Below are 12371 nucleotides of genomic sequence, written 5' to 3' on the forward strand. Positions count from 1 at the left end.
TTATAAACCGGCCAAGTAGCGGCAATATAAAATCATTTGCTTGACGGACGGTCTTATTTTTTGATCGTTTAACGGTGTATTATCGTTCTTGGAGGGCTTGGAGTTAACCTCTAAGAGCCATATTCGTCCTGATTGATCCAGTGCCAGATCGATTCCGAGCTCTCCGAAATGAGCGGGGATAAAGGTTTCGACCCCTCTTGCAATGGCAAGTGCTGCTCTGGGCAGCTGAAGCTGAACGTTTTCTTTTGCGCCCGGAGGAAGACTGCTCTTGCTAACCGCTTCTTTCACTGTGCTGAGACTGCCACCTCTAGCTAAATTAGACACGAAGTGATTGCTTCCGGCGGTGCGGGCGACAATGGAGGTAACTCCCCATTTTCCGCTGCCATTCTTCTGAACAAGTGCCCGGAAATCTACAGGTCGCCTTCCTAGCTCCATCAAAGGCAATCCCTGCTGAATCTGGTATCGAGTGGTCTTCATTTTGGGAGCGATGGACTGGTACAATTTAGCGAGAGTGGTGTAGCTTTGCTTGCGTGTACCTATGGAGGTAGTAGACAATAGACGGTAACCTCCGCCTTCTTCTTTAGAGATACGAAGTATGCCTTTGCCGAGACTGCCTCGTACAGGTTTCAAAAATACACTTGGGTAATGGCTGCACATCTTCTTCATTACGGCAAAGCCGTTCAACGCATGCGATTCAGGTAAATACCGCTGCAGGGAAGGGTCTTGCGCTAAAGCTTCAAATACCTCTGTCTTGTCAAGAAATTTTTCGTTGAAGAAATGCGTTCCATATCGCGATTTTACATCCGCCAAAAAATGCTGTACGCTAGGTTTATTCTCCACCTTTCGCGTCGTTAACCGATTGTTGATTACATCGGCAATGGGCAGACTCATTTTTCTCCAACCCTCGTTGTATACCCAGCCCTGAATGGAAGAACTGCGTGTTTCCAGCGCTTCCGGGGTAAAGAAATATACATAGGCGCCTTGTGTGTGGCAGGCATTTGTCAATTCCCGGCAGAACATGGTAATGGGTCCAAACAACCTGTCGAGATTATCTGGATGGTCACGACTGACGAGCACGCCGATCAACGGTCCAAGCCGCAAGGTACGGCTTACAGAGCTGTAAGAAACGTTGAGGGTTTGTCGGTGTTTCCATCCGGTCCGCCGCGCCAGTCCTTCGCTTACACGCAGGATGTCGGATTTGGGAGCCGAGATAATGGTAACCTCCTGCCGGAAAGAGCCGAATGCCAGCTGGAGTGTTCCGTGAGACGGGATTTTGAGTCTTTTCATGGATTTTTCGCCAAGCATTATAGCGTTTTCCTGCAGGATGCCCGAGTTGACCGTATGGACCGGGATCTTGAATTGGGACATCGTGGATCTCCTTCCGGTAGGCAGCATGATGCCGGCAATTTGGTAGCTAAGGGTTACATATCATTCATCATATGGAGACAGATGACCCTTGGTGATTGACCTAATCGCTAAAAACCTTGCCCAGTCATTTCATAAGCTCGGCCCAAGAAGCGAAACAAGTATGGAATGAGCGAATATTGGAAACTAAAGCAGCGTGGATTCAGGAAGCAGCTGCTAACAAAACTTAAGCGTAAGTTTCCGAAGTGAGTTTTTAGAGCAGAGTAGATTCAGGAAGCAGCTGTTACAAAACCTAAGCGTAAGCTTCCGAAGTGAGTTTTGCACGAAGACGATAGGAAGTGTACGCTAACAAAACTTTTAGGAGGAATCATAATGAGCATTCACGACAAAGCACATGAACTGGCGAAAGCCATTAAAGAGAGCAGCGAGGTATCGGACATCAGAAATGCCATGAAGGTCGTAGAAACGGATCCTGAAGCGAAAGCGATGCTGGACAATTTCCGCCAAGGTCAGATGGAGCTGCAACAACGGATGATGAGCGGAGAAATGCCTCCACAGGAAGAAATGGAAAAGATGGAGAAGCTGTTCGAGGTGCTTAATTTGAATCTTGGCATTCGTCGTCTGTTCGATGCGGAACGCCGTCTGAGCGTTGTAATCGAGGATGTAAATAAAATTATCACCGAGAGTTTGTCCCAATTGTACGGTGAATAAATTTCAGCAATGAAAATCAAAAGAGGGTGTTCCCGAAGCCGATGGCTCTGGAAGCACCCTCTTTCTTGTGGCTGTGACTATATGGCTAGCCTAAGCTCGACCTCAACCTCAACCTCAACTAATCTTGTTTACCTTCGACTGCGCAGAGAAGAATACCAGCTGCCAAACCTAAGCGGCGATCAAGCTTGCCTTTTCGATCCTCCGAGAAGTCAGCCATAATTTTGGTGACAAATGGATTGAAATTTTGCTTGAAGGCAGGGATCGTAGTATCATCCATCTCGATATTATATTTCTGCGGAATAATAGCGATGAAGCGGTGCAGTAAAGCCATCGCGGTGCTGTCTTCCTTGATTTTTCCGATTTCCTGATCATGACGGTCAAGAATAATCCATTCATCCTTCAAAATAGATTTGAGACCCTTACGGCGAAAAGCACCAATATGCTCACCGGACTCTGTATCGTGTACATCATAAGTAGCGCTAAAATCGACGACGCTACGGGCTTTTATGCGCAGAAGCTCCTTCTGCATAGATTCATCCGTATAAAGTGCAATGTCTTCTTTAAGCTTGAACGCTTTCATTTGTGAATAGAGCACAAGCTGCTCAGAGCTGTCAAAAATATGAAGTTTCGCACCCATGATCGAAAATACCTTTTTGCGAATTATGTATTCGGTATGATTATAAGCTGCATTCAATTCAAAAACGCCTCCCCTAAATGAAATCATCATCTCATATATAAGCGTCTCTTGCTATATAAATGCTAACCTTTTATACATAATTTTGAAAAGGTTATATTTTTAATGGACTTGTCTCATATTACGGGCCTCATGTTCATAGAGTAGAGATATAGATTCAATCGAATATCCTGTCTACGAAGGAGCTGTTATTAATGAGAAAAAGAAACAAGTTCAAACACGGTGTCTATCTCTTGCTGGCGTTGGCCATGCTTTTGTATGCACTGCCGAAGCTTTCGCTTGCGAATGGACCGAGTTGGGTGTTTGGTTTTGGAGTCGTCTGGTCACTTTTTGCGTTTATGGTCATTGCGGCACATCTGCATTTTATTATCGGGGTTGATGAGGAAAAGACCAAACGTTTGGAAGCTGTGCGGAAAGCAAAGCTGGAGCAATGGCAGACAAAGTGGAATGAAGAAACTAGAGTTTCGCAAAGATAATAGAGTTGGGGTCGATTACTAAAAAAGCAAGATTAGCTTCAGGTCTCTCGAAAAGCACGGCAGTCGTGCAAAGAGAGGCAAAAATGCCTTAGAATGCCGCGCAAATCGTAAAAGTAGCCAAAAGAGAAGTATAAATACCGTAGAATGCCGCGGAAAGCGTAGAAGTAGCTAAAAGAGAAGTATAAATGCCTTAGAATGCCGCGCAAAACACCAAAGTAGCCAAAAGAAAGGTATAAATACCGTAGAATGCCGGGCAAAACGCAAAAGTCGTGAAAAGAGAAGTATAAATACCGTAGAATGCCGGGCAAAACACCAAAGTAGCCAAAAGAAAGGTATAAATACCGTAGAATGCCGGGCAAAACGCAAAAGACGTGAAAAGAGAAGTATAAATACCGTAGAATGCCGCGCAAATCGTAAAAGTAGCCAAAAGAGAAGTATAAATACCTCAGAATGCCGAGCCAAGCGCAAAAGTCACACAAAGAGGCATACAAAAAAGACACACTCATACGAAAAAGCCCACTAGCCTAAGCAGTGGGCTTTAATATGCCTCCTGCATTGCTTGCAGGGGGTTAAATGTTATTTTTCACCCGTAAAAGGATTGATCTCATTGGTGAGATCTCTTCCAGCCTTCTTTTCTTCGGCAGATATCCGTTTACCAAGAGCCGCGTAATACCACACTGCAGGAACGAGGACCGCGAGTATAACAAGAAATTGCATAAGCTCAGCTCCTTTCACGTCGATAGTATAAACTTTTTTCCTGATCGTAGAGAGGATGGACATAATCCTACCATCCTACCATCCTACCATCCTACCATCCTACCATCATCCGACCATCCCATCCACGTGTTAAGCAAAAACAATCCGATTACTTTTTACTGACCGAGCATTGAACTTCAATTACATAACTGGCGCTTCCCTGAGGCCATCTTGCATGGATGATATATAGGTGTCTGCCGCTACCTGCTGCGAGTTGAAAACTGTTTTTGTCCACGGAAAGGGCTTCGTCCGGTCGTTCCTCACCAGGAAATGAAGCCATAACCTCCATCTCCTTGGGTGCATATGAGAATTCGAGTTCTACCTGATCACCGCTGATGGCTTTGGAATGTACCTTCTGTATGGAAACCAGCTCAACGTTAGAAGCTATATCCACACATACGCCTTTGCCATTGTCGTTCCAGCAATAAGAGCCTTGAATAGCCTCGAACTGTTCACCGCCAACAGTAACTTGAACGCTTGGGGGCTGTGGGTTAACAGTGTCTTCTGATGAATTCTTATCTTCATTAAAAGTTGATTGAAACAAGTCCAATAGATCCTTTTTGCTGGTATCTGACAGGCGATAGTGGCCCATTTGTCCTGATTTAATGAGTAACCCATTGTTACTTCCGACGATCCAAAAAGAGAATTCATAACTTATGCCATCCTTCATGTTCACAGTGGTTCTGTAATCGCTGGGAGCAATATCTAGTTGTCCTCTATCATATTCAGCAGTAGTTATGGCTTGAACGAAACGTTCAAAGGAGGATGTATCAGAAATAGTCGTCGTTGGCTGTTTTCTTTCAATTAAGTTGATAGAAACTATATTATTTGCATCCAGCTCTATCTGGTCTGCTTGTTTTATTTCGTTTCCCGTATTTCCACAGCTGACCAGTCCTATGAAAAGCAAAGTAAGGGTAAGTAGTAATAAAGCGGTCTTGTTCATATCTTCAATGCTCCTTTACACATTCATTAATTCTCAGACTATAAAAAAGAGGAAAAGGTTGCTAAATAAAGGCAGCGAATTTTTAAGGTCAGCTTAAAACGCATCAGAGATATTCAGTTTCAAAAAATTCGATTTTAAGGTGGTTTTCAAACTTGCTATGTGGCAATACCTACCTTAATCGTAGATTGTGTAAGGAGAGTGAAATTCGAATCCGAAGCTTATGAATCGGTTGTACTGAGCCATTCTATCGTTGTATAATAGGTACAGTATAGTACAGATCGGAGCATGGGGGTGTAACAGTTGGAAGGTCAAGGCGATGCGATTACTAAACACGAGCAACTGCTGCAGCATATTGAAAGTCTTAAGGTAGGTACCAAAATATCTGTTCGCAAGCTCGCCAAAGAAATGTTAGTCAGCGAAGGGACTGCTTACCGTGCAGTGAAGGAAGCTGAGAATCTCGGGATAGTCATCACGAAGGAACGGATTGGTACAGTTCGTGTAGAAAAGAAACCTCGGAACATTTCAGAGCAGCTGACGTTTGGCGATGTAGTTGATATTGTTGAAGGGCATGTGCTTGGCGGGGCAAGTGGACTAAATAAACATCTGCATAAATACGTGATCGGGGCGATGAAGGTCGATGCGATGATCCGTTATATAGACGCTGACAGTCTGTTGATTGTGGGTAACCGTGATGATGTTCACTCTCTGGCGCTGGAGCAGGGTGCAGGGGTTCTGGTGACAGGGGGCTTCGGGACGAGCCGTGAAGTGAAGGCATTGGCAGACGAGCTGGATCTTCCCATTATTTCTTCGAGACATGACACGTTTACCGTCGCTTCAATGATTAACCGTGCTATTTTTGATAGATTGATAAAGAAAAAAATTATGCTGGTAGAGGATATTATCGACAGCAAACCGCGCCTGAATACGTTAAAAATCTCTAGCACCGTCGGCGAGCTACGACAGGTTTCTGAGGAAACTGGAGAGCAGCGCTTTCCCGTTACGGATGAATGGAACCGAGTCATTGGCATTATCGGTCGCCGTGATGTAGAGGAATTGACGGAAGGGCAGATCATTGAAAAAGCGATGATTCGCAGTCCGGTTACGGCTGCACTGCAAACCTCACTAGCCTCCGCGGCCCAGATCATGATGTGGGAAGGCGTGGATTTTCTGCCCATAGTGGACCGTAACCGCAAACTGGTAGGCTCCCTAACCCGTAAAGAAGTGCTGCAAAGCTTACGCGATGTTCGGAACCAACCTCAGCTGGGAGAGACTTTTGATCATCTCATTTGGAATGGTTTTGCGGATGAGCGGGACGAAGAGGGACGATTGTTCTTCCATGGCTTTATTACGCCGCAGATGGCCACGGATCTTGGGACGATTTCTGAAGGAATATTGTCTACGCTTATGACGCTTTCGGCATTTAAAGCAGCTAAGGATATCACAGGAAATGATTATGTACTAGATAATATGTCCACTTATTTTATCCGACCGGTACAGATCGAACACGCGATCATTGTAATGCCGAGACTGCTCGAAATCAGCCGCCGTACCTGTAAGCTTGAGATTGAGATCAGCCACTCGGATACTCTGGTAGCCAAAGCTGTTCTGATGCTGCAATCCATTGATCATGGCTAAAGAATGGTTTGCTAGCTGGATAGCATCCGGTAAATAGGATCGTATACATGCTAAATAGACTGCCCTCATCATTGATTGAGAGGGGAGTCTATTTTATTCTTTTCCTATTCCGTCAGAGCAGCAGCTAGGCTTTTGACTGGTGTTGTTCCTGGCTGCGGCTACGGCTGTAAAAACTATAGCTGCGTAGACCCGAGAAGATGTTGAACGCACCAATCAGCAGAAAGGCAGCTTCAACAATAATATTAACGGTAGAGCCGCGAAACAAAAACATGGATATCAAGGATAGCGTTACGAGCATAGCACCGAGCATCACATTCATGACGGAGCGTTTCAGCCCTTTATCTTGGGGATTTAAGGCACGGCGGGAGGATATGCTGAACACAGCGGCACCGATTACAAAGATCACCAGCAGGATAAACAATAAATACTTGATAAATAAAACCATGGACAGCCAGCTCCTTTATCGTGTCTTGCAGTAGCCAAGAAGTAATTTCCACGTCTGTCCATTATTGTATCACACGATGGCTGTCAGCTGCGCTTAAAAGGACTGATTTCTACCCAGATTTGCAGGACGCCTTCCATGACGAGCATGGTTCGGATTTTGACAGAGTATTCCTTGTCACGCACAATGTATAGCTTGCCATCCAACAGCAGTCTAACCAGTTTACTGTCTGTATCAATATCGAACATGCTGCGGCCGCGCATCGGTTCCAGATCTGAGCCCATTTGGCTTATGATTAATTTTACAGTTACGGGGTCAAGTGGGGTATCTTCTTTGGATTTGCTTTCCTCCGATCGAATTTTGATTTCTCTGATTACGGTTGAGGTATTATTGTATTTTTTGAGTGTCTGAATATCTTTTTGATATTGCTCGATCTGTACACGCAGATCTTGATTATGCAGCCATAATACGTTATATCCTACATGGTAAATAGCATTGTATATGACAGCTCCTACGACGATCCCTAGCATGAATATAGCGGAGATCTGGGTGAATCTGCGAAAACGACTGAATGGTGGAACTCTCACTGGCGTTACCCCCTGCCGCACACCCATTTTACTAGCTCACTGCCCATATGGGCTCCTAGAAAAGCGAAGGCAAGATACATGATTTGTTTGATGGCGGGGGAGAGGTTGCCTCCAATCATGTTGCTTTCAATGACCCGTAAGGGGTCCATAGTACCTCCTACAGCGGCTGCTAGTGCCCATATTTTAATCCGATCTGCCACATCCAGCATCGTTTGCGTCGGCGGTTGCAGGGATACAACGGCGCCGATTCCGCCGAGCATAGCTCCGCCAAGCACGATGCCGAAGGCGATAAAGAAGTCGAGGATAGCTTTGCTCATAAAAATGCTCATACAGGCCCCTTCCCGGACGAGGCATTTACAAGCTTTGCCTGTCCTTATGCTCTTAATCCATTGTATGGGCGGGTCCCCCTTTAATATGATAAAATAGTTTCATCTTATGTTTGATTTTTGCAGTAGAGAGGAAGTGGGGTTATGAGCCCTTTCGTGCATTTGCATGTGCACAGCGAATACAGTTTACTGGACGGGGCGGCGCGCATTACCGATCTCGTGCGCCGGGCCGGCGAATACGGCATGAAGTCGCTGGCGCTTACGGATCATGGAGTGATGTACGGGGCCATCCCCTTTTATAAAGCGTGTAAAGAGAATGGAATCAAGCCGATTATTGGCTGTGAAGCTTATTTAACCGCGGGTTCACGCCGTGAGCGGGGCAGTCGAAAAGATCAACCGATCTACCACTTGATTCTGCTCGTCAAGAATGAAACCGGCTACAAGAACCTGATGAAGCTGATCTCTATCGGCCATCTGGAAGGCCATCATTATAAACCCCGGATCGATATGGAAGTGTTGGCAGCTCATTCAGAGGGGATTATCTGCCTTAGTGCTTGTCTGGGCGGAGAAGTGCCGCAGCATCTGCTGCATGGTCGTGATGAGGAGGCGCGAAAGGCTGCGCTGCGATATAAGGCGATTTTTGGCGAAGATTTCTATCTGGAGCTCCAAGACCACGGGATCTCCGAGCAAAAGAGAGTGAATCCCAAGCTGATCGCCCTTGCCGGGGAATGTGAAATTCCACTTGTGGTGACGAATGATGTCCATTATTTGGCGAAGGAAGATGCTGAGGTTCAGGATGTGCTGATCTGCATCGGAACAGGCAAAACGGTGGATGATGAGGAACGTCTCAAGATCGGAACAGATCAGCTGTTTCTAAAAAGCAGCGAGCAAATGGCGGCATTGTTTCCGCATGTGCCGCAGGCTATCGCCAATACCTTATTGATCGCAGAAAAATGTAATTTGGAGCTTACCTTCGGCAATCATATTCTGCCTGCCTATTCTCCGCTCCCTGAAGGCATGGATTCCGCTGCTTATTTGCGTGAGCTGTGCTGGAAGGGGATGGAGGAACGATATATAGATACACCGCAATGGGCTACACCTGAGCAAAGAGAGACGGCTGAGAAGCGTCTCACCTATGAGCTGGGCGTTATCGAGAGTATGGGCTTCAGCGATTATTTTCTAATTGTGTGGGATTTTATTGCTTATTGTCATCGTCAGGGAATTGCTACGGGACCCGGACGGGGATCTTCCGCGGGTAGTCTCACCGCATACGCTTTGCGAATAACTGACGTGGACCCATTGAAATATAACTTGCTCTTTGAACGTTTTCTAAATCCAGAACGGATCACCATGCCGGATATTGATATCGATTTTAGCGATGAACGGCGTGATGAGGTTATTGGTTATGTAGTGGAGAAATACGGCAAAGAACATGTGGCGCAAATTATTACTTTCGGAACTATGGCTGCACGGGCTGCCGTTCGTGATGTAGGCAGGGTGCTGAACTTGCCTTATAACGAGGTAGACAAAGCTGCCAAGCTTATACCTGGTCAACTAGGGATCAGCCTTGCCAGGGCGCTGGAGAGTACACCAGATCTTAAAGCACTGTATGATAGCAATCCAAAGATTAAAGGGTTGCTGGATATGGCAATGAAGGTGGAGGGCATGCCCCGCCATGCTTCGACACATGCTGCTGGGGTTGTTATCTCGAAGGGTCCGTTGACCGATGCAGTCCCACTTCAGGAAGGTAATGAAAGTACGGCGTTAACCCAATACTCTATGGAGCATTTGGAGAGCGTCGGGCTGTTGAAAATGGATTTTCTGGGTTTGCGCACGTTGTCGATTATCGAACGCTGTATGAATTCGATTAAAGAAATGAGCGGAAGTGTTCCGGATTTCCGTGTCATCCCAGATCATGATCCAGCTACGTATGAAATGCTTGGGGCTGGTGAGACAACAGGGGTCTTCCAGCTGGAGTCGGCGGGCGTTAGACGAGTACTTAAAGATCTGAAGCCTAACGGCTTTGAAGATATTGTATCGGTTCTAGCGCTGTATCGTCCGGGTCCGATGGAATTTATCCCGAAATATATAGCAGGCAAACACGGTGAGATTGAAGTAGAGTATCCACATTCTGATTTGAAGGCTATTTTAGCGGACACCTATGGGATCATTGTGTATCAGGAACAGATCATGCAGATTGCTTCTCTGATGGCGGGCTTCTCGTTAGGAGAAGCGGATCTGCTCCGTCGAGCGGTCTCTAAGAAAAAACGTGAGACTCTGGATAAGGAACGGAGCCATTTTGTTCAAGGCAGCTTGCAGCAGGGGTATAATGAAACGGATGCGAATGCTGTTTATGATATGATCGTGCGCTTTGCCGATTACGGCTTCCCGCGTGCTCATGCCGCGGCTTACGGAGTGTTGGCTTTCCAGACAGCTTATCTCAAGGCACATTATCCGGTGCAGTTTATGGCGTCTATGTTGACCGCTGTAATGGGCACTCACCGCAAGGTAGCGGAGTATGTGCTGGACTGCCGCCGCACGGGCATCGGCGTGTTGCCGCCGGATGTGAACGAGAGCGGCGTATTGTTTACTCCGGTTCCAGGCGAAGGAACCGGAACGGGGCATATCCGCTTTGGACTCGCAGCCATTAAGAACGTCGGCACGCTGGCAGTGGAGAACATTATGGCAGTCCGCAAGGAGCGGCCGTTCGACAGTCTGCTAGATTTCTGTCGACGTGTGGACCTGCGGGTCTGCAATAAGCGGGTAGTGGAATCTTTGCTGCAGGCGGGAGCTTTTGACTGTCTGCCGGGTCACCGCGCCCAGCTGCTGGCTATGCTGGACGAGACGGTTGACGCTGCGCTGAAATGGCGCAAGGAGCGGGATGAACTGCAAATCCAACTGTTCGACGATTTGGTGGAGACACCGAACTGGGAAATCCGCTATCCGGATATCCCTAAGTTCACCATTGGCCAGCAGCTGGAGATGGAACGTGAGCTGCTGGGGTTATATCTTTCGGGCCATCCGCTTGATGATAGCGCGGAACTGCTTGAGGAGCCCGGCATGCAGCGGCTGATGGATCTTGGTGAAGCCGCGGATGAGAGCCAGACGGTTACGGCCGGAATGGTAGTATCCGTTAAGGAAATTACGACGAAGCAAGGAAAATCGATGGCCTTCGTCGAATGGGAAGATCAGATCGAGCGCTGCGAGGTCGTGCTCTTCCCTGAGGTGTGGAAGCGAAGCCGCAGCTTGATTGCCAAGGGCGCGCTGTTGGCCTTGCGCGCTAAGGTGCAGCAGGAAGACGAAGGCTTCAAGCTGCTGGCCGAGGAAGTGGCGCTGCTGTCTGCGGAGGCTCTCCGCGGGCTGTTGCAGCGCCGTAGTGCCGCCACGTCCCGCTCGTACAGCGCGGGACGCTCGGCCTCGGCAGGAGCGCCGCCACGCGGCGCAGCTCCTGCTTCCCGGACCAGCGGTGCCGCCACTGGTCCGGCTGCCAGGCCAGCAGGCGGCACAACGCCGCCTGCAACACCTGCACAGGCCGCGCCAACAACAGCGGCGACCTCAGGCCAGCGTGTCTTTATCAAGATCACGCCGGCCTCAGAGAATGCAGCATTGCTGTCGCGCCTGAAAGAGCTGCTGCAGAATCATCCCGGTCCAGCTGCGACGCTTCTGTTCTATGAACAGGATCAGAAGCTCCTAGCTCTTAGCGATAATTATCGAATTAAGCCGTCCGAGGAACTTTTCGCGGCGATCGAGGTTATGCTGGGTGCAGGTACGGTAAGAATAAAATAAGAACAATTCTCCCCTTTTCCGCATACATTAGGAAACCACAGGGCACATCCCTGTACGGAAAGGGGAGTCGCAGCATGTCCTATCAAATGGCAGTAGATCTGTTGGAACGCAGAGGTGTATCACTTTCCTCCATTGCTGAAATCGTATATATTTTACAATCGGTTTATTATCCTGGTTTAACCAAGGATGAATGTCTGTCCAGCGTCAAGTCTGTTTTGGGCAAAAGAGAAGTGCAGTATACTTTAATGACAGGTGTTGCTCTTGATGAATTAGCCGAGAAAAAACTGCTTCCGCAGCCGCTGCAGGCGGTAATGGAGGCTGATGAATCCCTCTACGGAGCGGACGAGACTCTGGCGCTTGGTATTACAGGGGTATATGGGATGATCGGACTGACAGGTTTTGGGTATTTGGACAAAATAAAGCTTGGAATCATTGGTGAACTGAACGATGATAAAGGTAGGATTCATGTATTCTTGGATGACCTTGTTGCCGGCATTGCTGCCGCCGCTTCCGCCAGAATTGCTCATCGGCATGAAGGGGCAAAAGTATATCCTTTAGGCACGGACAAGGAATAATTGAGCCCCTTTATTTCGTTTGAACAAGTTCCTCAGTCTTGCTTCCTATGCCCTACTCCTGTTGCGGGAAAAAAG

At 47.5% G+C, this 12371-nt stretch carries 12 protein-coding genes; 5 read left to right on the forward strand and 7 right to left on the reverse strand.

Annotated elements, in window-relative coordinates; all coding sequences use genetic code 11:
- Entirely contained in the window at nt 1-1368 is a 1368-nt protein-coding gene (locus MHH86_RS09535; RefSeq protein ID WP_036683975.1) for a YheC/YheD family protein, read from the reverse strand.
- Nucleotides 1369-1737: 369 nt separating this feature from the next.
- On the opposite strand from MHH86_RS09535, the gene MHH86_RS09540 reads away from it, so the two are divergent.
- A complete protein-coding gene (locus tag MHH86_RS09540) occupies nt 1738-2076 on the forward strand; it encodes a YlbF family regulator (protein ID WP_036683973.1) in 339 nt (112 codons plus the stop codon).
- Nucleotides 2077-2194: 118 nt separating this feature from the next.
- Here MHH86_RS09540 and MHH86_RS09545 read toward each other — a convergent pair whose 3' ends face one another.
- Entirely contained in the window at nt 2195-2770 is a 576-nt protein-coding gene (locus tag MHH86_RS09545) for a hypothetical protein (RefSeq protein WP_326046392.1), read from the reverse strand.
- Nucleotides 2771-2964: 194 nt separating this feature from the next.
- Here MHH86_RS09545 and MHH86_RS09550 point away from each other — a divergent pair, with 194 nt between their 5' ends.
- Complete coding sequence (locus MHH86_RS09550; RefSeq protein ID WP_036683968.1) at nt 2965-3246, forward strand: hypothetical protein; 282 nt, start codon at nt 2965-2967, stop codon at nt 3244-3246.
- 576 nt (nt 3247-3822) lie between these two features.
- Here MHH86_RS09550 and MHH86_RS09555 read toward each other — a convergent pair.
- Together MHH86_RS09555 and MHH86_RS09560 are read right to left on the reverse strand one after the other, a co-directional pair.
- On the reverse strand, nt 3823-3963 hold the full coding sequence (locus MHH86_RS09555) for a hypothetical protein (RefSeq protein WP_178944199.1): 141 nt from the start codon (nt 3961-3963) through the stop codon (nt 3823-3825).
- Nucleotides 3964-4111: 148 nt separating this feature from the next.
- Nucleotides 4112-4945 (reverse strand): hypothetical protein, encoded by an 834-nt coding sequence (locus tag MHH86_RS09560; protein WP_036678876.1) that lies wholly within the window; start codon nt 4943-4945, stop codon nt 4112-4114.
- A 300-nt stretch (nt 4946-5245) separates the two neighbouring features.
- On the opposite strand from MHH86_RS09560, the gene MHH86_RS09565 reads away from it, so the two are divergent.
- Entirely contained in the window at nt 5246-6580 is a 1335-nt protein-coding gene (locus MHH86_RS09565) for a DRTGG domain-containing protein (RefSeq protein ID WP_036678878.1), read from the forward strand.
- Nucleotides 6581-6704: 124 nt separating this feature from the next.
- Here the strand turns inward: MHH86_RS09565 and MHH86_RS09570 are convergent, their stop codons facing one another.
- The 3 genes from MHH86_RS09570 to MHH86_RS09580 all read right to left on the reverse strand — a co-directional run bounded on the left by MHH86_RS09570 (nt 6705) and on the right by MHH86_RS09580 (nt 7938).
- Nucleotides 6705-7025: a YtpI family protein gene (locus MHH86_RS09570; RefSeq protein ID WP_036678880.1), complete on the reverse strand. Its 321-nt coding sequence runs from the start codon at nt 7023-7025 to the stop codon at nt 6705-6707.
- An 83-nt stretch (nt 7026-7108) separates the two neighbouring features.
- Nucleotides 7109-7609, reverse strand: coding sequence for a DUF4044 domain-containing protein (locus tag MHH86_RS09575; RefSeq protein WP_038569663.1), 501 nt, complete (start codon nt 7607-7609; stop codon nt 7109-7111).
- A gap of 5 nt (nt 7610-7614) precedes the next feature.
- Nucleotides 7615-7938: a YtrH family sporulation protein gene (locus tag MHH86_RS09580; RefSeq protein ID WP_036678886.1), complete on the reverse strand. Its 324-nt coding sequence runs from the start codon at nt 7936-7938 to the stop codon at nt 7615-7617.
- Nucleotides 7939-8079: 141 nt separating this feature from the next.
- Here MHH86_RS09580 and MHH86_RS09585 point away from each other — a divergent pair, with 141 nt between their 5' ends.
- Together MHH86_RS09585 and MHH86_RS09590 are read left to right on the forward strand one after the other, a co-directional pair.
- Nucleotides 8080-11721, forward strand: a complete 3642-nt coding sequence (locus MHH86_RS09585; RefSeq protein WP_076224780.1) for a DNA polymerase III subunit alpha — start codon at nt 8080-8082, stop codon at nt 11719-11721.
- 74 nt (nt 11722-11795) lie between these two features.
- The gene (locus tag MHH86_RS09590; RefSeq protein WP_036678892.1) at nt 11796-12296 is read left to right on the forward strand and encodes a phosphatidylglycerophosphatase A; all 501 of its coding nucleotides are present in this window, start codon (nt 11796-11798) and stop codon (nt 12294-12296) included.
- Nucleotides 12297-12371 lie beyond the last annotated feature (75 nt).

Source organism: Paenibacillus sp. FSL F4-0097 (assembly GCF_038593125.1).
GTDB classification, from domain to species: domain Bacteria; phylum Bacillota; class Bacilli; order Paenibacillales; family Paenibacillaceae; genus Paenibacillus_AQ; species Paenibacillus_AQ odorifer.

Coding starts and splice junctions, on each gene's coding strand:
- MHH86_RS09535 (WP_036683975.1), bottom strand. CDS start 1,368: ATGTCCCAATTCAAGATCCCGGTCCATACGGTCAACTCGGGCATCCTG.
- MHH86_RS09540 (WP_036683973.1), top strand. CDS start 1,738: ATGAGCATTCACGACAAAGCACATGAACTGGCGAAAGCCATTAAAGAG.
- MHH86_RS09550 (WP_036683968.1), top strand. CDS start 2,965: ATGAGAAAAAGAAACAAGTTCAAACACGGTGTCTATCTCTTGCTGGCG.
- MHH86_RS09555 (WP_178944199.1), bottom strand. CDS start 3,963: ATGCAATTTCTTGTTATACTCGCGGTCCTCGTTCCTGCAGTGTGGTAT.
- MHH86_RS09560 (WP_036678876.1), bottom strand. CDS start 4,945: ATGAACAAGACCGCTTTATTACTACTTACCCTTACTTTGCTTTTCATA.
- MHH86_RS09570 (WP_036678880.1), bottom strand. CDS start 7,025: ATGGTTTTATTTATCAAGTATTTATTGTTTATCCTGCTGGTGATCTTT.
- MHH86_RS09580 (WP_036678886.1), bottom strand. CDS start 7,938: ATGAGCATTTTTATGAGCAAAGCTATCCTCGACTTCTTTATCGCCTTC.
- MHH86_RS09585 (WP_076224780.1), top strand. CDS start 8,080: ATGAGCCCTTTCGTGCATTTGCATGTGCACAGCGAATACAGTTTACTG.
- MHH86_RS09590 (WP_036678892.1), top strand. CDS start 11,796: ATGTCCTATCAAATGGCAGTAGATCTGTTGGAACGCAGAGGTGTATCA.